This is a genomic window from Streptomyces sp. NPDC043685 (assembly GCF_056436585.1).
In genome coordinates, this window is the sequence record NZ_JBWKCH010000008.1 from 300,035 (window position 1) to 319,741 (window position 19,707).

At 72.0% G+C, this 19,707-nt stretch carries 17 protein-coding genes; 10 read left to right on the forward strand and 7 right to left on the reverse strand.

All coding sequences use genetic code 11. From position 1 onward, the window contains the following. The first annotated feature begins 107 nt into the window (after positions 1-107). On the forward strand, positions 108-995 hold the full coding sequence (locus AC0665_RS26805; protein WP_478607259.1) for a hypothetical protein: 888 nt from the start codon (positions 108-110) through the stop codon (positions 993-995). 118 nt (positions 996-1,113) lie between these two features. Here the strand turns inward: AC0665_RS26805 and AC0665_RS26810 are convergent, their stop codons facing one another. Beyond that, positions 1,114-2,019: an SDR family oxidoreductase gene (locus AC0665_RS26810; protein WP_468637487.1), complete on the reverse strand. Its 906-nt coding sequence runs from the start codon at positions 2,017-2,019 to the stop codon at positions 1,114-1,116. A gap of 1 nt (position 2,020) precedes the next feature. Then, entirely contained in the window at positions 2,021-2,779 is a 759-nt protein-coding gene (locus AC0665_RS26815; protein WP_468411184.1) for an SDR family oxidoreductase, read from the reverse strand. A gap of 55 nt (positions 2,780-2,834) precedes the next feature. Here AC0665_RS26815 and AC0665_RS26820 point away from each other — a divergent pair, with 55 nt between their 5' ends. From AC0665_RS26820 to AC0665_RS26835, 4 genes are all read left to right on the forward strand, one after another. Continuing rightward, on the forward strand, positions 2,835-3,596 hold the full coding sequence (locus AC0665_RS26820; RefSeq protein WP_478705927.1) for an enoyl-CoA hydratase family protein: 762 nt from the start codon (positions 2,835-2,837) through the stop codon (positions 3,594-3,596). Then, entirely contained in the window at positions 3,593-4,429 is an 837-nt protein-coding gene (locus AC0665_RS26825) for a CoA transferase subunit A (RefSeq protein WP_468411188.1), read from the forward strand. The genes AC0665_RS26820 and AC0665_RS26825 overlap by 4 nt, the downstream gene beginning before the upstream one ends. Next, positions 4,426-5,145, forward strand: coding sequence for a CoA-transferase subunit beta (locus tag AC0665_RS26830; RefSeq protein WP_478705928.1), 720 nt, complete (start codon positions 4,426-4,428; stop codon positions 5,143-5,145). Before AC0665_RS26825 ends, AC0665_RS26830 begins: the two co-directional genes overlap by 4 nt. 108 nt (positions 5,146-5,253) lie before the next feature. Then, complete coding sequence (locus AC0665_RS26835; RefSeq protein WP_478705929.1) at positions 5,254-6,306, forward strand: NAD(P)H-dependent flavin oxidoreductase; 1,053 nt, start codon at positions 5,254-5,256, stop codon at positions 6,304-6,306. On the opposite strand, the gene AC0665_RS26840 is transcribed toward AC0665_RS26835, so the two are convergent. The 3 genes from AC0665_RS26840 to AC0665_RS26850 are packed head-to-tail and all read right to left on the reverse strand — an operon-like array spanning position 6,290 to position 8,913. Beyond that, complete coding sequence (locus tag AC0665_RS26840; protein WP_478705930.1) at positions 6,290-7,447, reverse strand: acetyl-CoA C-acetyltransferase; 1,158 nt, start codon at positions 7,445-7,447, stop codon at positions 6,290-6,292. The two genes, AC0665_RS26835 and AC0665_RS26840, sit on opposite strands and share 17 nt — an antisense overlap. A gap of 23 nt (positions 7,448-7,470) precedes the next feature. Beyond that, complete coding sequence (locus tag AC0665_RS26845; RefSeq protein ID WP_468411196.1) at positions 7,471-8,109, reverse strand: TetR/AcrR family transcriptional regulator; 639 nt, start codon at positions 8,107-8,109, stop codon at positions 7,471-7,473. Between the two features lie 15 nt (positions 8,110-8,124). After that, a complete protein-coding gene (locus AC0665_RS26850; RefSeq protein WP_478705931.1) occupies positions 8,125-8,913 on the reverse strand; it encodes an SDR family oxidoreductase in 789 nt (262 codons plus the stop codon). 48 nt (positions 8,914-8,961) lie between these two features. On the opposite strand from AC0665_RS26850, the gene AC0665_RS26855 reads away from it, so the two are divergent. Together AC0665_RS26855 and AC0665_RS26860 are read left to right on the forward strand one after the other, a co-directional pair. Next, positions 8,962-10,101: an acyl-CoA dehydrogenase family protein gene (locus AC0665_RS26855; RefSeq protein ID WP_478705932.1), complete on the forward strand. Its 1,140-nt coding sequence runs from the start codon at positions 8,962-8,964 to the stop codon at positions 10,099-10,101. Continuing rightward, positions 10,101-11,060: an acyl-CoA dehydrogenase family protein gene (locus tag AC0665_RS26860; RefSeq protein WP_478705933.1), complete on the forward strand. Its 960-nt coding sequence runs from the start codon at positions 10,101-10,103 to the stop codon at positions 11,058-11,060. Before AC0665_RS26855 ends, AC0665_RS26860 begins: the two co-directional genes overlap by 1 nt. On the opposite strand, the gene qcrB is transcribed toward AC0665_RS26860, so the two are convergent. Next, positions 11,035-12,687 (reverse strand): cytochrome bc1 complex cytochrome b subunit, encoded by a 1,653-nt coding sequence (gene qcrB / locus AC0665_RS26865; protein ID WP_478705934.1) that lies wholly within the window; start codon positions 12,685-12,687, stop codon positions 11,035-11,037. The genes AC0665_RS26860 and qcrB overlap by 26 nt on opposite strands. Positions 12,688-12,788: 101 nt before the next feature. Then, entirely contained in the window at positions 12,789-13,523 is a 735-nt protein-coding gene (locus AC0665_RS26870; RefSeq protein ID WP_478705935.1) for a vWA domain-containing protein, read from the reverse strand. A 235-nt stretch (positions 13,524-13,758) separates the two neighbouring features. On the opposite strand from AC0665_RS26870, the gene AC0665_RS26875 reads away from it, so the two are divergent. From AC0665_RS26875 to AC0665_RS26885, 3 genes are read left to right on the forward strand one after another with little or no spacing between them, the layout of a single operon-like run. Continuing rightward, positions 13,759-18,801 carry an HD domain-containing protein gene (locus AC0665_RS26875; protein WP_478705936.1) on the forward strand — a complete coding sequence of 1,681 codons (5,043 nt, stop codon included), beginning with the start codon at positions 13,759-13,761 and terminating at the stop codon, positions 18,799-18,801. Continuing rightward, entirely contained in the window at positions 18,798-19,142 is a 345-nt protein-coding gene (locus AC0665_RS26880) for a hypothetical protein (protein ID WP_468411210.1), read from the forward strand. Before AC0665_RS26875 ends, AC0665_RS26880 begins: the two co-directional genes overlap by 4 nt. After that, complete coding sequence (locus AC0665_RS26885; RefSeq protein ID WP_468411212.1) at positions 19,139-19,594, forward strand: hypothetical protein; 456 nt, start codon at positions 19,139-19,141, stop codon at positions 19,592-19,594. The genes AC0665_RS26880 and AC0665_RS26885 overlap by 4 nt, the downstream gene beginning before the upstream one ends. The last annotated feature ends 113 nt before the right edge of the window (positions 19,595-19,707 follow it).

A 19,707-nucleotide genomic window follows, 5' to 3' on the forward strand; every position in this document is an offset into this window, starting at 1 on the left:
TGCCGGTCGGTGACGACCGGTTTTCGCCGGGCCGGCGCCCGTCCGGGTGGGGATGCGTCCTCGTACAGTGGAAGCCACGGGGGTTCCGGGCGTCTTGGGGGTGAGGCGTGGCGAACGACGGGCCGGTCGAGCACGGCTACCCGCACCTGGAGACGGTGCGGGCCGCGATCACGGCGTTGTACAGGCGGCTGTCGTACGACACCGTCCAGACGTTCGCGACCAGCGTGGTCCCCGCCGGCGTGGCGTTCTGCGACACCGACGACCTGTATCTGGGGGCGCAGCGCGTGGCGGGGGAGCTGGTGCGGCACTTCCGGCTGCCGGATGCCCGGCTGATCGTGAGCTTCCGGGAGATGCGGCACGCGGCGAACGTGGAGCTCGCGGCCGGGCCGGAGTACTTCGTGGAGCTGAACGACCGGTTCCGCACGCATCGGCGGGACATCGGGGCGGCCTTGGCGCACGAGGTGACGCATGTGTATCTGCACCGGCTGGACCTGTCCTTCCCGGGTGTGCGGGACAACGAGGTCCTGACGGACACGGTGACGACGTACCTGGGCGCGGGGTGGCTGCTGCTGGACGCGTTCCGGGAGGACGGGGCGTCGTCGCAGAAGCTGGGGTATCTCACGCCGGAGGAGTTCGGGTACGTGCTGGCCAAGCGGGCGCTGGTCTTCGGGGAGGACCCGTCGGTGTGGTTCACCAGCGCGCAGGCGTACACCGCGTATGTGAAGGGCAGGGAGCTGGCCCGCCGGGACGGGCAGGAGCCGCCGTTGACGGCGGCGGGGTGGGCGGGGCGGCGCCGGTACGCCCGGGACCGGCGGCACGCGCCGGCGGACCCGCCCGCGCCGGGGGTGCGGTACGCGTTCTCGCCCGACGGGGGCGGGCGGTTGCGGGTGTCGTTTCCCTGTCCCACGTGTCATCAGCGGATCAGGGTGCCGGTGCGGGGGCGGGTCAGGGCGCGGTGCGCGCTGTGCCGGAGCGTTCTGGAGTGCGACACGTGAGCAGAGCTCCGCATGGGCCGTCAGGACGTCGACGCGGCGTGGTGCAGACACGGGCCGGGCGGGACGGCGTCGTGCCCCGCCGACCGGGGCGACGGGAGCCGGCGGCCGAATCGCCGCACTAGGTGCCGTACACCGGTCCGGGTTCGGCCGCCTCGGCCAGCAGTTTCCGTGCCCGCTCCCCCGCCTCGGCCGGGCTCCACCGGCCGCCCCTGTCGGCGCTCGGTCCGGGCCTCCAGCCCTCCATGACGGTGATCCGGCCGCCCGCCGCCTCGAAAACCCGGCCCGTCACCCCGGCGCTCGCGGCCGAGCCCAGCCAGACGACCAGCGGCGAGACGTTCTCCGGGGCCATCGCGTCGAAGCCGGAGCCGGGGGCGGCCATGGTGTCCGCGAAGGCGCGCTCCGTCATCCGGGTGCGTGCGGCGGGGGCGATGGCGTTGACCTGGACGCCGTAGCGGCGCAGTTCGGCGGCCGCGACCAGGGTCAGGGCTAGGATGCCGGCCTTGGCGGCGCTGTAGTTGCCCTGCCCGAGCGAGCCCAGCAGCCCGGCTCCGCTGCTGGTGTTGACGATGCGGGCCTCGGGCCGGCGGCCGGACCTGGCCTCGGAACGCCAGTGGGCGGCCGCGTGCCGCAGGGGCAGGAAGTGGCCCTTGAGGTGGACGCGTACGACGGCGTCGAAGTCGTCCTCGTCGAGGTTGACCAGCATCCGGTCGCGCAGGAAGCCCGCGTTGTTGACGAGGGTGTCGAGCCGGCCGTACGTCTCCAGGGCCGTGCGGATCAGCGAGGCGGCGCCCTCGGCCGTGGCGATGTCGCCGCCGTGGGCCACCGCCTCGCCGCCCGCCGCGCGGATCTCCCGCACGACCCGGGCGGCGGGGCCGTCGGGCTCGGGCGTGCCGTCGAGGCCCACCCCGAGGTCGTTGACGACGAGTCGTGCCCCCTCGGCCGCGAACGCGAGCGCGTGGGCCCGGCCGAGGCCCCGCCCCGCGCCCGTGACGACGACGACCCGGCCCGCGCAGAGTCCGCTCATGTCAGTTCTCCTCGTTCGCGACGGGCGGGTGGTGGGCGGTGGCCGCGTCCAGGAACGCCGGGCGCTCCCCGCCGCCGTGCACCAGCAGGCTCGCCCCGCTGATGTACGCGGCGGCGCCGGACGCCAGGAACACCGCCGCGCTGCCCACGTCGGACGGCTCGGCGAGACGGCCCAGCGGGACCGTGCGGGCGACGGCGGCGACGCCGTCCCGGTCGCCGTAGTGCAGGTGGGACCGCTCGGTGCGGACCATGCCCACGACGAGGGTGTTGACCCGGACGCCGGGCGCCCATTCCACGGCCATCGAGCGGGCGAGGCTCTCCAGGCCGGCCTTGGCGGCGCCGTAGGCGGCGGTCCCGGGCGAGGGGCGGGTCCCGCTGACGCTGCCGATCATGACGATGGAGCCCCTGGCGCGCCGCAGCAGGTCGTACGCGGCGAGGGAGACGGTCAGCGGTGCGAGCAGGTTGAGCTCGACCACGCGCGCGTGCCGGTCCGGCCCGGCCTCGGTGAGCAGCCGGTGGGGTGCGCCGCCCGCGTTGTTGACGAGGACGTCCAGCCGGGGCAGACCGGCGAACAGGCGTCCCACGGCGTCGGCGTCCCGGACGTCCAGCGGCACGAACTCGGTGCCGGGGAGCGGGACTCGGGGCGGCCGGCGGGCGCAGACCACGACCTCGGCGCCCGCCTGCGCGAAGGCACGCGCGATACCGGCGCCGACGCCCCGGGTCCCGCCCGTGACGACGGCGACCTTCCCGTCCAGCTCCATGCGCTGCTACCTTTCCACCTAACAAACGTTTGGTGGAAAGGTAGCTGATGCGGCCATGGGTGTCTCCACCTCGCGCGCGGAAAAGGGCGTCGCCGTCATCACGGTCGGCTTCCCACCGGTGAACGCCCTGCCGGTGGCGGGCTGGTTCGCCCTGGCCGACGCGGTCCGGGCGGCCGGACGTGACGCCGAGGTCCGGTGCGTGGTGCTGGCCGCCGAGGGGCGCGGTTTCAACGCGGGCGTGGACATCAAGGAGTTGCGGGCGGACGACCCCGAGCACAGTGCGCTGCGCGGTGTGAACAGCGGCTGCGCCGAGGCGTTCGCGGCGGTCTACGAGTGCGAGGTGCCGGTCGTGGCGGCGGTGCAGGGCTTCTGCCTGGGCGGCGGCATCGGCCTGGTGGGGAACGCGGACGCGGTCGTGGCGAGCGAGGACGCGGTGTTCGGGCTGCCCGAGCTGGACCGCGGCGCCCTCGGCGCGGCCACCCACCTGGCCCGGCTCGTCCCCCAGCATCTGATGCGGACGCTGTACTACACGGCGCGCACGGTGAGCGCGGCCGAGCTGCACGCGCACGGGTCGGTGTGGCGGGTGGTGCCGCGCGACGCCCTGCGGGCCGCGGCCCTGGAGCTGGCCCGGGAGATCGCCGCCAAGGACGGCCGGCTGCTCCGCCTGGCCAAGGCGGCGCTCAACGGCATCGACCCCGTGGACGTGCGCCGCAGCTACCGCTTCGAGCAGGGCTTCACCTTCGAGGCAGGTCTCAGCGGGGTGGGCGCGCGGGTGCGCGGCACTTTCGGCCACGCGGGGCAGGAGGGAGCGCGATGAGGGACAAGACCATGTCGGCGGACGAGGCCGTGTCCCGGCTGGCCAGCGGCATGACCCTCGGCATCGGCGGCTGGGGCTCGCGCCGCAAGCCGATGGCCCTGGTGAGAGCGCTGCTCAGGTCGCGGATCACCGACCTGACGGTCGTGACGTACGGCGGGCCGGACGTGGGCATGCTGGCCGCGGCCGGGCGGATCCGGCATCTGGTGACGGCCTTCGTCACGCTCGACTCGATCCCCCTGGAGCCGCACTACCGGGCGGCCCGTGAGCGGGGCGCCTTCACGCTGACGGAGATCGACGAGGCGATGTTCCTGTGGGGCCTGCGCGCGGCGGCGAACCGGCTCCCGTTCCTGCCGGTGCGGGCCGGGTTCGGCTCTGACGTGATGCGGGTCAACCCCGCTCTGCGGACGGTCACTTCGCCCTATGAGGACGGGGAGACGTTCGTCGCCGTGCCCGCCCTGCGGCTGGACGCGGCCCTGGTGCACATCAACCGCGCGGACCGCTCGGGCAACGGGCAGTACCTGGGCCCCGACCCGTACTTCGACGACCTGTTCTGCGCGGCGGCCGACACGGCGTACGTGAGCTGCGAGCGGATCGTCGACACGGCCGAGCTGACGAAGGAGGGCCCGCCGCAGACCCTGCTGATCAAGCGGCACACCGTCACCGGGGTCGTCGAGTCCCCGCACGGGGCGCACTTCACCTCCTGCGCGCCCGACTACGGCCGGGACGAGGCCTTCCAGCAGCGGTACGCGACCACGCCCTGGCCCGATTTCGAGGCCGGGTTCCTCAGCGGGGACGAGCGGGCGTACCAGTCGGCCGTCAGGGAGGGGACATGACCGGCCCCACCCGCGCCGAGTACTGCGTGATCGCCTGCGCCGAGGCCTGGCGGGGTGCCGGAGAGGTGCTGGCGAGTCCCATGGGGCCGATCCCCTCGATCGGCGCGCGGCTGGCCCGGCTCACCTTCGCGCCGGACCTGCTGCTGACCGACGGCGAGGCGATGCTCGTCCGCCCGGACGGGACACCCGAGGGCTGGCTGCCGTACCGGGAGCATCTGGCCTGGGTCACCGGCGGGCGGCGGCACGTGATGATGGGCGCGAGCCAGATCGACCGGTTCGGCAACCAGAACATCTCGTGCGTCGGCGACTGGGAGCGGCCGAGGAAGCAGCTGCTCGGGGTGCGCGGTGCGCCGGTCAACACGCTGAACAATCCGACCAGTTACTGGATCCCGAGGCACTCCCGGCGGGTCTTCGTCGAGCGGGTCGACATGGTCTGCGGTGTCGGCTACGACCGTGCGGCCGGGGCGCGGTACCACCGGATCCCGCGGGTCGTCTCGGACCTGGGCGTCTTCGACTTCGCCACCCCGGACCGCTCGATGCGGCTGGCCTCGCTGCACCCCGGCGTCACGGTCGAGCAGGTCAGCGAGGCCACGGGCTTCGAGCTGACCGTGCCGGACGAGGTGCCGCCGACCAGGGAGCCGACCGGTGAGGAGCTGCGGCTGATCCGCGAGGTCGTCGACACGCGCGGGGCGCGGACGAGGGAGGTGGCCGCGTGAGGGAGGGGCCGCGCGAGGGGCCGCCGCACGAGGCGAGGCGCCGCAAGCGGAAAGCCGCCGCGCGGGAAGGAGCCGTCTGATGAGTCGCCGCATGAGAAGGGTCGCCGCATGAAGGGGACGGCGCTCACCCGGCTGACCGGCGTCCGTCATCCGCTCGTGCAGACCGGAATGGGCTGGGTGGCCGGACCCCGGCTGGTCTCCGCCACGGCGAACGCGGGCGCCCTCGGCATCCTGGCCTCCGCCACGATGACGCCCGCCCGGCTGCGCGCGGCCGTCCGGGAGGTGAAGGCCCGGACCGACGCGCCGTTCGGGGTGAATCTGCGCGCCGACGCGGCCGACGCGGGCGACCGGGTGCGGATCCTGATCGAGGAGGGCGTCCGGGTCGCCTCCTTCGCCCTCGCCCCCTCCCGGGAGCTGATCGGCGAGCTCAAACAGGCCGGGGTGGTGGTGATGCCGACCGTGGGGGCGCGGCGGCATGCCGAGAAGGTCCAGGCGTGGGGCGCGGACGCGGTGCTCGTGCAGGGCGCGGAGGGCGGCGGGCACACCGGCGAGGTGACCACGACCGTGCTGCTGCCCCAGGTGGTGGACGCGGTCCGGATCCCGGTCGTCGCCGCGGGCGGCTTCTTCGACGGGCGCGGGCTGGCCGCCGCCCTGGCCTACGGGGCGGCGGGCGTGGCGATGGGCACGCGGTTCCTGCTGACCTCGGACTCGACCGTGCCGGACGCGGTGAAGGCGCGGTACCTCGCGGCGACCGTGAGGGACGTGACGGTGACCCGGGCGGTGGACGGCCTCCCGCACCGCATGCTGCGTACGGAACTGGTGGCCGCCCTGGAGGACGCCGGCCGGGCCCGGGCGCTGGTGCGGGCCGTGCGCGCGGCGGCCGGGTTCCGGAGACTGTCCGGGCTGACCCGGCGGCAGCTGGTCCGTGACGGGCTGGCGCTCAAGCGCGGCAGGGACCTGTCCTGGAGTCAGGTGCTGCTCGCGGCGAACACGCCGATGCTGCTGAAGTCGGCGATGGTGGACGGCCGTACGGATCTGGGGGTGATGGCGTCCGGGCAGGTCGCCGGGGTGATCGACGACCTGCCGTCGTGCGCGGAGCTGGTGGAGCGGATCATGGAGGAGGCCGACGAGACGCTGGCGCGGCTCACAGCCGTTCGATGATCGTCACATTGGCCTGGCCGCCGCCCTCGCACATGGTCTGGAGGCCGAACCGGTAACCGGTGCGCTCCAGTTCGTGCAGCAGGGTCGTCATGAGCCGGACGCCGGTCGCGCCCAGGGGGTGACCGAGGGCGATCGCGCCGCCGTTGACGTTGACCCGCTCCGGGTCGGCGCCGGTCTCCTTCAGCCAGGCCAGGACGACCGGCGCGAAGGCCTCGTTGATCTCGACGAGGTCGATGTCGTCGATGGTCAGGCCGGTCCTCTTCAGGGCGTGCGCGGTGGCCGGGATGGGGGCGGTGAGCATCCGGATCGGGTCCTCGCCGCGCACGGAGAGGTGGTGCACGCGCGCGCGGGGGGTGAGGCCGTGGTCGCGCACGGCCCGCTCGGAGGCCAGCAGCATCGCCGCCGCCCCGTCGGAGACCTGGGAGGAGCAGGCGGCGGTGACCGTGCCGCCGTCGAGGACGGGCCGGAGCCCGGCCATCTTCTCCAGGGAGGTGTCGCGGCGCGGCCCCTCGTCGGCGGTGACCTGCCCGTACGGGACGGTCTCGCGGGCGAAGCGGCCCTCGTCGGCCGCCCGTACCGCCCGCCGGTGGGAGCGCAGCGCGAACTCCTCCTGGGCCCGGCGGCTGATCCCCCACTTCGCGGCGATCATCTCGGCGCCGACGAACTGGTTGACCGGCTTGTCCCCGTACCGTGCCCGCCAGCCCGCGCTGCCCGCGAAGGGCCCCTGGGTCAGCCCGAGCGGCTCGGCGGCCTGCCGGGTGGCGAAGGCGATGGGGATCATCGACATGTTCTGCACCCCGCCGGCGACCACCAGGTCCTGGGTGCCGGACAGCACGGCCTGTGCGGCGAAGTGCACGGCCTGCTGCGAGGAGCCGCACTGCCGGTCGACGGTCACGCCCGGCACCTCCTCGGGCAGCCCGGCCGCCAGCCAGCAGGTCCGCGCGATGTCCCCGGCCTGCGGCCCCACCGCGTCCAGACAGCCGAGGACGACGTCCTCCACGGCGGCCGGGTCGATGGCCGAGCGCTCCATCAGCTCCCTGAGGACGTGCGCACCGAGGTCGGCGGGGTGGACCGCGCCGAGCCCTCCCCCGCGCCGCCCGACGGGCGTCCGCACCGCTTCGACGATGTAGGCCTCGGCCATGACAAGTCCTCCGCGCATCGGGGCTAGGGGCGTACGGCGATCCCGTCCAGCACCATCGACAGGTACTGCCGGGCGATCTCGTCCGGGCTGTGCTGTCCACCCGGCCGGTACCAGGACGCGGCGACCCACACCGTGTCGCGCACGAACCGGTAGGTGAGCCGGACGTCGAGGTCGGCCCGGAAGGCCCGTTCCGCGACGCCGCGTTCCAGCGTGGCGAGCCAGGCCTTCTCGAACCTGCGCTGCGACTCGGCGAGGAACGCGAACCGCTCCTGCGCCACGAGCTGCCTGCTCTCCTTCTGGTAGATCGCGACGGCGGCACGATGCCGGTCGATCTCCCGGAACGACTCGGTGACCAGGGCCTGGAGCGTCTCGCGCGGGCCGAGCCCGGCGGCCAGGACGGTGTCGTAGCCGTCCCACAGCTCGTCGAGGAAGGTCCGCAGGATCTCCTCCAGCATCGACTCCTTGGAGTCGAAGTGGTAGTAGAGGCTGCCGGCGAGCATCCCCGCGTGGTCCGCGATCTTGCGGACGGTGGTGGCGTTGTAGCCCTGTTCGGCGAAGACCTCGGCGGCGGTGCCGAGGAGTTCGGCGCGACGGTCGCGGGCGGCGGCGCCCGCGGTGGGCTCGGTGGCGGTCACCTGGGGATTCTTCTTCGTAGGAGGCACGGGTCCATTGTCGTCCTAGGGATGCCGGCTGCTGACGGACACCACTTCTCCGGTCATGTACGAGGAGTAGCCGGAGGCCAGGAAGACGATCACGTTGGCCACCTCCCAGGGTTCGGCGTGCCGCCCGTAGGCCTCGCGGGCGGTCAGCTCGGCGAGCAGCCCGGGCGTGGTCACCTTCACCAGGTGGGGGTGCAGGGCGAGGCTGGGCGCCACGGCGTTGACCCGCACCCCGTACGCGGCCGCCTCTACGGCCGCGCACCGGGTCAGCGCCATCACGCCCGCTTTGGCGGCGGCGTAGTGGGCCTGGCCGGCCTGGGCACGCCAGCCGACGACGGAGGCGTTGTTGACGATCACTCCGCCGCCGGTGCCCCTCATGTGCCGCAGGGCGGCCCGCATACAGCGGAACGTGCCGTTCAGCGTCACGTCCAGGACGCGGGACCACTGGTCGTCGGTCATGTCGACGAGCTCCGCCGTACCGCCGAGGCCGGCGTTGTTGACCACGACGTCGAGGCGCCCGTGCTCGGCCACGGCGGTGTCGAAGAGCGCGCGCACCTGCGCCTCGTCGGTGACGTCGCAGGGCACGGCGGCGACCGACTTCCCGCCGAACTCCGCGCTCAGCCGCGCCTGGTGCTCCGCGAGCCGCCGCGCGTGCGCGTCGCTGATCAGCACCCGCGCGCCCTCCTCAAGGAAGCGTCGCGCCGTGGCCCCGCCGATGCCCGCGCCGGCCGCCGCGGTGACGACGGCGGTCCGCCCTTCCAGCAGACCGTGACCCGGGACGTACGACGGGCTCTCGACGTCTGTCATGGGCTCACGCTAACCTACCAAACACTTGTTAGGGAAGGAGGGGCGGTCATGGAGCTGGCGTTCTCCCCCGCGGACGAGGAGTTCCGCGCCCAGGCCCGGGCGTGGCTGTGCGCGCACGTCCCGCGCGACGCCCTGCCCTCCCTGGAGACCGAGGAGGGCTTCGCCGCGCACCGCGCCTGGGAGGCGAGGCTGGCCGCGGACCGCTGGTCGGTCGTCCACTGGCCCTCGCGGTACGGCGGACGGGACGCGGGGCTTTTGCGGTGGCTGCTCTTCGAGGAGGAGTACTGGGCGGCGGGCGCACCGGGCCGCGTCGGCCAGAACGGCATCCAGCTGCTCGCCCCGACCCTCCTCGACCACGGCACCGAGGAGCAGCGGGCCCGGGTCCTGCCCCCGATGGCCACGGGCGAGGTCGTCTGGGCACAGGCCTGGTCGGAGCCCGAGGCCGGTTCCGATCTGGCGTCCCTGCGGGCGAAGGCCGTGCGCACGGACGGCGGCTGGCTGCTGAGCGGCCAGAAGACCTGGTCCTCGCGGGCCGCGTTCGCCGACCGCGCCTTCGGCCTGTTCCGCAGCGACCCGGACACCGCGAAGCCCCACCAGGGCCTGACCTACCTGATGTTCGGCCTGCGCGCCCCGGGTGTCACGGTCCGCCCGATCGCCCGCCTGGACGGCAAGCCGGCCTTCGCCGAGCTGTTCCTCGACGAGGTCTTCGTGCCCGACGAGGACGTGATCGGCGCCCCGGGGCAGGGCTGGCGCCTGGCGATGTCGACGGCGGGCAACGAACGAGGGCTGATGCTCCGCTCCCCCGGCCGCTATCTGGCCGCCGCGCGCCGGCTGGAGGAGCTGTGGCGGGAGCGGGGCGCTCCCGTCTCCCTGCGGGACCGGGTGGCCGACGCCCTGATCGGTGCCCGCGCCTACCAGCTCTTCACCTACGCGGCCGCCTCCCGCTCCCTGGAGGGCGAGAGCGTCGGCCCGGAGTCGAGCCTCAACAAGGTCTTCTGGTCCGAACTGGACCTCGCGCTGCACGAAACGGCCCTCGATCTGCTCGGCCCCGAGGGCGAGATGGCGGACACCGACTGGGCGGAACGCTATGTCTTCGCTCTCGCCGGTCCCCTCTACGCGGGCACGAACGAGATCCAGCGCGACATCATCGCCGAACGCCTGCTCGGGCTGCCGAAGGGGCGTCGCTGATGCGTCTTCTCCTCGACTCCGGGCAGCGGGACTTCGCCGCCTCGCTGGACGCCCTGCTGACGGCGGCGGACACCCCGGCGGTGATCCGGGACTGGAGCCGGGGTGAGCATACGAGCGGGCGCGCGCTGTGGTCGCGGGTGGCGCGGGCGGGCGTGTTCGCGCTGGCGGTGCCGGAGGCGTACGAGGGGCTGGGGCCCCGCCCCGTCGACCTGGCCGTCGCGTTCGTCGAGCTGGGGCGGCACGCGGTGCCCGGGCCGCTGGTCGAGACGGTCGCGGCGGCGGTGCTGCTGACCGGGGCCGGTCCGGGGACGGCCGAGCGGCTGCTGCCCGCGCTGGCGTCCGGGGAGACCATGGCGACGGTGGCCCCCGAGGGGGCGTACGCCCTGGACGGTGACGCGGCCGCCCTGCGCCTCGCCTGGGAGCGCGGCCGCGTCCGCCTCTCCCCCGGCCACGGCCCCGTCCGCCCCTCCCTCGACCCGGCCCGCCGCCTCACCCTCCTCGCCCCCGGCGGCGAAACCCTCGGCCCGCCCACGGAATTCGCCCTCACCTGGGCCCGGCTCGCCACCGCCGCCCAGGCCCTCGGCGTGGGCCTGGCACTCCTCGACACCACCGTCCGGCACGTCAGGCGGCGCACCCAGTTCGGTGTGCCCGTCGGCTCGTTCCAGGCGGTCAAGCACCGGCTGGCCGACGCGAGCACCGCCTTGGAGTTCGCACGGCCGCTGGTGTTCGGCGCCGCGCTGACCATGGAGCCCGCCGACGTCGCCGCCGCCAAGGCCGCCGCGTGCGAGGCGGCGTACACCACCGCCCGTACCGCGCTCCAGCTGCACGGGGCGATCGGCTACACCGCGGAGTACGGCCTGTCCCTGTGGCTGACCAAGGCCCGGGCCCTGCGCACCGCCTGGGGCGATCCCCAGGCCTGCCGGGCCCTGGTCGTCAGTGCCGGTGATCGCCGCTGGTGATCTCCCGGTACTCCTCCACCGTCGGCTTCTCGATCCGCGCGTCGGGCCCGAACATGGCCTTCGCCAGCCGGGCACGCAGCCGCTCGGAGCGCTTGATCCTGCGGCGCACGCCCCCGGCGTCGACCTCGCGCCCGGCCTCGTACGGCGGGTTCTGCTCATGCTGGGTGAGCGTGAACAGATCGGCCTGGGTGAGGGGCTCGTGCACCTCGACGTACTCGCCGGTCGGCAGCCGCTTGATCGTGCCGGTCTCCCTGCCGTGCAGGACCTTGGCGCGGTCCCGGCGTTGCAGGCCCATGCAGATCTTCTTCGTGACGACGAAGGCGGCGACCGGCAGCACGAACGCGCCGATCCGCACGAACCAGGTGATCGCGTTGATGGACAGATGCAGATGGGTGGCGACGATGTCGTTGCCGCCGCCGATCAGCAGCACCGCGTACAGGGTCAGCCAGGCCACGCCGAGCCCGGTGCGCACGGGAGCGTTGCGCGGCCGGTCCAGGATGTGGTGCTCGCGTTTGTCGCCGGTGATCCACGCCTCGATGAAGGGGTAGACGCCGAGCGCGAGCAGGATCAGCGGGAACAGCGAGAAGGGGATGAACACGCCGAGGACGAGGGTGTGCCCCCAGAGGTTGATCTCCCATCCCGGCATCACCCGGATCAGGCCCTCGGAGAAGCCGAGGTACCAGTCGGGCTGTGCGCCGGTGGTGACCAGGTCGGGGCGGTAGGGGCCGAAGGCCCACACGGGGTTGATCTGGGCGATCGCGCCCATCACCGTCAGGACGCCGAAGACGAGGAAGAAGAAGCCGCCGGCCTTGGCCATGTAGACCGGCAGGAAGGGCATCCCGACGACCGACCGCTCCTGGCGGCCGGGGCCGGGGAACTGGGTGTGCTTGTGGTAGAAGACCAGGATCAGATGGGCGGTCACCAGGCCCAGCATGATCCCCGGCAGCAGCAGGATGTGGACGGGGTACAGCCGCGAGATGATGTCCTCGCCCGGGAACTCCCCGCCGAACAGGAAGAACGACAGGTACGTCCCGACGATCGGGATCGACAGGATCGCGCCCTGCGCGAAGCGGATGCCGGTGCCGGACAGCAGGTCGTCGGGGAGGGAGTAGCCGGTCAGGCCGGTGATGATGCCGAGCATCAGCAGGGTCCAGCCGAAGAGCCAGTTCAGCTCGCGCGGCTTGCGGAAGGCGCCCGTGAAGAACACGCGCATCATGTGCACCAGCATGCCGGTGATGAAGACCAGCGCCGCCCAGTGGTGGATCTGCCGGATCAGCAGCCCGCCGCGCACGTCGAAGCTGATGTCCAGCGTGGACTCGAACGCCTTGCTCATCAGGACGCCGTTGAGCTCCGTGTAGGAACCGTTGTAGACGACCTCCTGCATGCTGGGCTCGAAGAACAGGGTGAGGTAGACGCCGGTGAGGATCAGCACGACGAAGCTGTAGAGGGTGACCTCGCCCAGCATGAAGGACCAGTGGTCCGGGAAGACCTTGCGCATGTTGGCCTTGGCCAGGGCGTAGAGCCCGAGCCGCCCGTCCGCCCAGTCGGCGAGCTTCTCGCCCGTGCCGGCCGGAGGCCTCCGGCCGGAGTCCGTCCCGTACACCCGTCGTGCGCCGTCGTCGCCCATACGTCGTCGCCTCCCCGTCGGATCCTTCCCAGCGTGGCACGGCGTCACGGCCGTGCAAACGGGGCGTGGGGAGGGTTGGGCCAAGGGGACCAGCGGCCGGATCAGCGGACGGCGTGATCCCGCACGATCCCCTGCGCCCGCGCGGCCACGAGCCACTTCGGGAACTCGCCCACCAGCCGGTCGTACAGCTCGGTGTCCGAGACCTTCCGGGGGTCCTCCCCCGCGTGGAAGAAGCCGGCGTTGTCGACGACCCGCTTGCCGGGCACGGCCAGCTCGTCCAGCTTGCGCAGGAAGTCGAACTGCTTGCTGCGCGGGTCGCCGAACCCGATGAACTGCCAGAACAACGGCAGCCTGGCCGCCTTGCACAGGTACCGCTCCACGGCGAGCTTGTTGATCGGCCCGCCGTCGGTCTGGAACACGACCAGGGCCGGTTCGGTCGCCCCGCTGTCGAGGTAGTGGTCGATGACGGCGTCCATCGCCAGGTGATAACTGGTCTTGCCCATGTGCCCGAGCCCGGCGACGATCCGCTCGACCTTTCCCCGGTGGTCGGCGAGCGCGATGTCGGTGACGGCGTCGACGTCGGTGGAGAAGAAGACCACGGGCACACTGCCGTCGTCGTCCAGCTGCGCCGACAGCCCGAGCACCCGGTCGGCCAGCGCCTGCACACTGCCGTCCTTGTAGTACGGCTTCATCGAGCCGGAGTAGTCGACCACGAGGTAGACCGCGGCGCGCAGGCCGTCGAGGCCGTGCTTGCGGAGCGAGACCCCCGCGCTCTTGTAGAGATCCACCAACGCGGGAGCGGTCTCCTGGACCTTGCTGAGGCTGATCGCGACCATCCGGGCCTCCTCGTTCGCAACCGGCCTGTCGATCACCGGGCCGGCCCAGAGACTATGGCACTTCTGGCTGCACAAGGTGCCCGCTCTGCGATGATTGACCACTCGCACATGAGGGGGACGAGTGGGACCGGAGCACGCTGGAGTCGGCGGGGGCAGGCGGTGGGCGTTGGTCGCGGGGGTCGGGCGGACTCCGGCGCTGGAGAAGGACGAACAGCTCGGCCGACGGTTTCCCGCCTTGGAGTCCGCTTCCGAAGACGTCGAGCTGGTGATGCGTGCGCTGCGTCAGTCGCACTACGAGGTACGGCCGTTGCACGACCCTGGCGGCGCGCGACTGCTGGGCGCCCTCCAGGAGTTCTTCGACCTGTGCTCCCCCGGCGACATCGCGTTCCTCTACCTGTCCTGTCACGGCACGACCGTGGACGGCCGCGACCATCTCCTGCCCGCCGACGCGCAGCCGGGCCGTGCGGATCCCACCGGTAGCCGGTCACTACTCGCCCGCACTCTCATACCCGCCGACCCGGCGGGACTGCTCGACGGGTTGCCCGATGGTGTGACGGCGGTGGTCTGCCTGGACACCTGCCGCACCGAGGAGCCCCCGCCGCCGGTCGAGCAGGCCAGGAAGACGGTCCTCTCGGCCGCCGAGGACGTGTACTGGCTGTACAGCTGCGGCAAGGGCGAACGCTCCTACGCGGATCCTCAGGAAGGCAGCTGGTTCGGCCGCGCACTCGCCAAGGCGCTCACGCCGACGACCCAGCCGACGACGTTCGCAGATCTAGTCGGATTCACCCGTCAGGCGGTACGCAGGAACGCCTCGGACGCGGGTGTCAAGCCCCCCGTCGTCGAGCGGTACTTTCCTCACGGCCTCAATGCGGACGGCCCCGGGCCCGTGCTGTGCGAAGGCGCGCAGGAGGCGTACCGGTGGACCACCATGATCGAGCGGTCCGGCTTGTGGCAGCACACGTCGGGCACCCCTGACGCACACGAGAGGGTCAAGAAGCGGCTCGCCGCGCTCGTGGAGCACGTCGTTGACTCCCTCTCCACCGAGGGTGCGCATCGTGACGATCCTTGGACCGATCCCACGTATCCGGTCCGGGTGGTCGAGCAAATGGAAGGCTTGGTCAAGCGGGCCCGACTGGAGGGCCGTGACCTGCTGTCGCCGGCCGAGACGGCGGCGCTGCTCGCCGCGCCCGTCGTCCAGGAGGGCGTGATCGCCCTCGCGCTGGAGGAACTGCGCAGGACCATGCCCGTGGGCATGGACGTCGAGAGCCCGGCGGAGGGCCTCGAAGGGCACGAACGCCTCGTCCGTGACGCCGCCCACGACGTGTCCCGCGCGCACTCGCAGGTCAGGCGTACCATCGCCACCCTGCGCCGCCGAGGCCTCAAGGAACAGACGACCGCAGCTGACCACTGGCTGCGGCACCGCTTCATCACGGACTGGGACCCGCTGTGGGAACGCACCGGCGACTATCCGGCCGTCGATGCGATCATCGACCTGTTGGTGCACGCGATTCTCGACGCGGCCGACGGCCCCCCGGCCGCGCCGGTCCGGGACGCTACGAGGCTCACCATCGACGGCCAGGTGCGCCAGGTCCTCGGCCATCTGACGGTCCACCCGAGTTCCAGCCCGCGCATCAACGTCGCGCGCGGTACCGACGACTGGAACACCTACCCGCCGGTGCTCGGCAACCAATGGCGCGCCTCGGATCTCGCACGGTTGCTGTGGACGGCCGGCCTTCAGGCCGCCGACCCGCGCCGGATGTCCAGCGTGCTGGTCGACCACCTCGGCGCACACGAGCCCTTGGACCCGCCCGAGGTCGTCGCCGCTCTGTCGGCTGACTTCGGCTACGACGTGACGGCCCTCGGCGAGACGGACGACTGCGCCTACGCGCTCACCGTCCGCTTCCCCTGCCCTCATCCGGCACTGCATGTGGCCGTCGAGGAGCTCGCCGCACGGACCGAAGCAACCGTCGCCTCCCTGCACCAGGAATGGCAGAAGCAGCGCACGACACCGCCGGCCCTGCTACGCGGTTTTCCCGAACGAGTCACCACCGACCAGCTGGTTCCTGCGGCCGACCGGTACAAGCAGCCCTTGGAACGCTTCCGGCTGGCAGAGGACGAGATCCGTCCCCTGCTGATGGGCACGCAGCTCTACGGCGATCCGATGCTGGCAGTGCGCGAGCTGTACCAGAACGCTCTGGACGCCTGCCGCTACCGCGACATGCGCCGGCAGTACGGTGCTGCGCAGGGACGGCCCGGGCCGGACTGGCAACCGAGGATCTCGTTCGCGCAGGGCTGGGACGTCGAGGGCCGGCCCTACATCGAATGCACGGACAACGGCTCCGGCATGAACCGCGCCAAGCTGACGTCGATGTTCGCCCGCGCCGGCAAGCGGTACGAGCAGGACCCCGAGTTCGTCCAGGAGCGCCGCAACTGGCGCCGCGCCGAACTCGATGAGATGCCGCTCAATTCCCGTTTCGGGATCGGCGTGTTCAGCTACTTCATGCTGGCCGAGGAGGTGGTCGTCTGGACCAGCCCGGTGGACCACTACGGTCGCGCACTCCAGCTGGAACCCCTGCGCGCCGACATTCAGTCGGGCTCGGGCCTGCTGCGGATCGGCGAGGACCCACACGTGGCGCTGGACGGGGGGACGCGTGTGCGGCTGTACCTGGGAGAGGACCGGGCGCAGCACCCGTCGATGATCAGGACCCTCCAGTCCTTCCTGTGGGTGGCCGACTTCGAGGTGGAGGCCCGCGAGTACGCGAAAGATGACGACGACTCCCCCGTGGCGCAGTGCCGTTGGGAGCCAGGCACGCTCAGCCCGCCGACTCCCAAGCCCTGGCAGTATGAGGCCGTTCAGGGATCTCGTGACATCTGGCTCGTACAGGGTCAGGGGCAGTGGCTGTTGGACGGTGTGGTGATCAAGGACGGACCGGAGATCTGGGGCCGGATCATCAACCTGCGTGAGCGGCACCGGCCGGAACCGAGCGTAGACCGCAACACACTCATCTCCTGCGATCAGCAGGCAGTGACCGCCGAACTCCTGGAGGCCGCAGAGCGGGCAGCGGACCAGTGGACCGAGGTTTCGCTGTCGTGGCTCTGGGACCTGGCTACCGCTTCGCCCCAGCTCGCCGTCAAGGTGCTCGACTCACTGCCCCGCGACGTGACAGCCGTCATCGATCCGCCGATGACCTCGCGCCGCAGACATCTGCCTCGTGCGGTGAGTCTGGCGGTCGCGGGGTGCCTGCCCATTGACGGTGACCGCTCCCCGACCGGCTCCACCTGGCGTTCGACCAGCGGGGAGTACGAGTCCGCCCTGTTGCAGAAGTGGCAGGACACCCGGCTCTGCGTGCCGGACGCGGGGCCTCCGTTCCTACCTCCGGGATACCCGGAACCGAGCAGTATGGACGCCGTCCTCTTTCCGAAGGGCTCCGAGCCGCACGGGTGGGAGACGGTCCTGAACGCAGCTCGGCTCGCGGTGGTGTCGGTGGGGCATGCTCTCAAGGCACTGCGGCGCTATGCGATCGTGGGCCTCGAGATTCCCTCGGCCACCGACGTGCGCGCCCTGCGCTCCGTGCAGCCGTCCCCGCCCCTGGTCGAGTTGTGCATCGCATACGGGTCGGTGCTGCGCACCAGCACCACCGTCGTCTCTCGCAAGCCCGCCGTGCACGCGCCGCTGCTGCTGATCGCCGCGCGGCACCGGATGCCGCTCGGTTATGTCGTCACTCTGCTGGAACAGTTGCGGGCCTGGCTGCCGCAACTGCCGACGCCGCCCCTGCTCGACGAGGACCTGCAGGCGGCTATTCCATCACCGCTCGACGCATCGTTGCTGGTGAACGGTCAGCTGAACCCGGAAGCCGGCATGTGGCCCGGTGGATTCCGGGTCATCGACCTCCTCACTCGAGCCGACGCGACCGTGTCGCTTCGCGATGTGACGGCACTCATCCAGCGCTTCGGTCCGCTCGGCTTCTCCCTGCTCGCGGAACCGTCGCGGGCGGCATTCGATCACGGCCCCCTGGAGTCCTCCGAACGGGCCCTGTTCGTTCGCCCCGGCAGACCGGTGACCAGGTCGTCGTATCGCGGTGACGACCTCTCCCTGGTCGATCTGCTGACGTTGGCGGCGGAGTTGGGGCTACGACCGGGCGAGCTGGCCACGCGGGTGAACGACCTCACTCCGGTGACGGGAGTCAAGGCGGCATCGCCCCCGCAGGAGGTGGCCGACTGGATTCCATCACGACTGGCCGTCGAGACGCTTCGGGCGATCCGCCGGAGCCCCCATGAGCGCCTCACGCCCTGGGCGTTCGTCAGGGCCGTTGCCGGTCCTGGAGCTCCTTCCGCGTTCGATCGCTACGCGTCCCGGGTTGATCTGCGGGAGGCGGAGGAGATCCTGCGCCAGCTGAGGGCAGCCGGTCTGCTCTCTGACGACTTCGAGCAGCTGACGGGCGAGACCCTCCGGCAGCTGGCGTCCGTGCGCCACCCTCTGACCCGGGTGTTCCCCTCTCGCGGGATGATGCGCGGGCCCGGGTTGCACGTCGACGCAGCCGCCCTCGTCAAGCTCAGCGTCTCGGAGCGGTGTTCCATCGGCGATGTCGAAGCGAGGCTGACCGGCGAGGATCTGCACCTGCCGCTCTCCGTTACTCAGCCGGCCCCCGATGTCCTCGATCTCCGCGCGACCTCCGAGGACACCAGGGCACTTCTGGCTCTGGAAGGATTCGCCCCGAACCTCACGATCCAACGGCTGCTGCATCATGCCAGCAGCACCCGCCGCACGCTCGCCGGTTCCCTCGTGCATCTGAGCCGGTTCGCCCCTCTGGGCGCTCCCGCAGTCCCGTGTGATCCCTGCGCCCCCGAGGCCGCAGGGCTGCGGGACTTCACACCTGACCTGTTCGATCTCACGGCGTTCGATGACGGCCTGCTCGGCCCCGGCCTTCTCGGCCCCCTCGAACTCGTCCGCACGGCCGGCCGCTTCGGCTGGACCCTCGCCACGACCTACGACCGCTACGCCCCCTTCGCCTGCCTCGGCCTGGACGTCACCGTCCGCAGGCCCGAGGGCGAGGTGGCCGACCGTGTTCCCGACTGGCAGGACCTGATCATCCTCACCGAGCAGCTCACCGGCCGGGCTCCCGCCCTGTCCGGCAGCGTGGCCACGGACCACATCACGCTCTGCGCGGAGGAGACGGACCTGACCGAGGCCGAGGTCCGTGCGCGGCTGGCCGTGTACGCGGACCTGTTCTCCCTCGGCATCCCCACCGAAGCCCCCCTGGAAGGCACCACCGAGTGACGCCACCGATCGAGTACGACGCCGACGCCGTCCACCCCGCCGTCCTCACGTTCCGCTGGGTCGTGCGGAGGAACGGCGACGACGCCTCGTACGAAGCCTCCGGGACCTGCCCGGTCTGCAGCTGCCCCATGACGAGAACCTGGGTCTTCGGGCAGCCCCCGGTCGCCAAGGGCGGCTTCCTCGGCCGGCGCAAGGAGCCGGGGCCCGAGCCGTACTACACGATGTGCGAGTGCCGCACGTTGCACATGAACCGTCCCGCGAGCGAGCCGCGGGGCTGTGGTGCGCTGCTGGCCATCGCTCCCCCGCCCACGTCCGGGCCGTCCGCCGGAGCCACGCCATGACCTTCACGCCCACTCCGCAGCAGCTCAGGGACGCGGACCGCCGGGGCCGCGACATGGCCTCTCCGGACCGGCAGTTGCACGCGGCGATGCGGCAGGCGGAGGGCTACCGCAACTTCCTCGCCTCGCTCACCGGCCTGCTCACGGCGGTCTTCGTGCTGAAGGGCCAGGAGGACCTGAGCAAGCTGGCGGACACCCCGCGCTGGTGGGTGATCGGGCTGCTGATCGCCGGGTTCCTCGCCCTGATCGCCGCCTCCTGGCTGGGCGTCATCGCCGTGCACGGACGGCCCGGTGAGGAAATCCTGCTGGAGGCGGGCAGGCTGCTGCGGTACGAGAAGGAGCGCACGAAGACCGTCTGGCTGCTGGTGGAGTGCGCGCGCTGGCTCGCCCTTCTCGGTGTGCTGTGCGTCGCCGGTGCCGTGATCGTGACGTGGGTGGCACCCTGCGGCACCTAGGTACCTCGGCGGACAGCAGGCACCTCGGACGGAAAGGCGACGGCGCCTGCCCGTTCGTCCGGTCGGGGACAAGGGGCAGGCGCCGTCAGTGTTCCGTACGCCTTTGTACGGGA

Coding starts and splice junctions, on each gene's coding strand:
- AC0665_RS26885 (WP_468411212.1), top strand. CDS start 19,139: ATGACCTTCACGCCCACTCCGCAGCAGCTCAGGGACGCGGACCGCCGG.
- AC0665_RS26860 (WP_478705933.1), top strand. CDS start 10,101: ATGCGTCTTCTCCTCGACTCCGGGCAGCGGGACTTCGCCGCCTCGCTG.
- AC0665_RS26815 (WP_468411184.1), bottom strand. CDS start 2,779: ATGGAGCTGGACGGGAAGGTCGCCGTCGTCACGGGCGGGACCCGGGGC.
- AC0665_RS26840 (WP_478705930.1), bottom strand. CDS start 7,447: ATGGCCGAGGCCTACATCGTCGAAGCGGTGCGGACGCCCGTCGGGCGG.
- AC0665_RS26870 (WP_478705935.1), bottom strand. CDS start 13,523: ATGGTCGCGATCAGCCTCAGCAAGGTCCAGGAGACCGCTCCCGCGTTG.
- AC0665_RS26850 (WP_478705931.1), bottom strand. CDS start 8,913: ATGACAGACGTCGAGAGCCCGTCGTACGTCCCGGGTCACGGTCTGCTG.
- AC0665_RS26855 (WP_478705932.1), top strand. CDS start 8,962: ATGGAGCTGGCGTTCTCCCCCGCGGACGAGGAGTTCCGCGCCCAGGCC.
- AC0665_RS26825 (WP_468411188.1), top strand. CDS start 3,593: ATGAGGGACAAGACCATGTCGGCGGACGAGGCCGTGTCCCGGCTGGCC.
- AC0665_RS26830 (WP_478705928.1), top strand. CDS start 4,426: ATGACCGGCCCCACCCGCGCCGAGTACTGCGTGATCGCCTGCGCCGAG.
- AC0665_RS26820 (WP_478705927.1), top strand. CDS start 2,835: ATGGGTGTCTCCACCTCGCGCGCGGAAAAGGGCGTCGCCGTCATCACG.
- AC0665_RS26835 (WP_478705929.1), top strand. CDS start 5,254: ATGAAGGGGACGGCGCTCACCCGGCTGACCGGCGTCCGTCATCCGCTC.
- qcrB (WP_478705934.1), bottom strand. CDS start 12,687: ATGGGCGACGACGGCGCACGACGGGTGTACGGGACGGACTCCGGCCGG.
- AC0665_RS26810 (WP_468637487.1), bottom strand. CDS start 2,019: ATGAGCGGACTCTGCGCGGGCCGGGTCGTCGTCGTCACGGGCGCGGGG.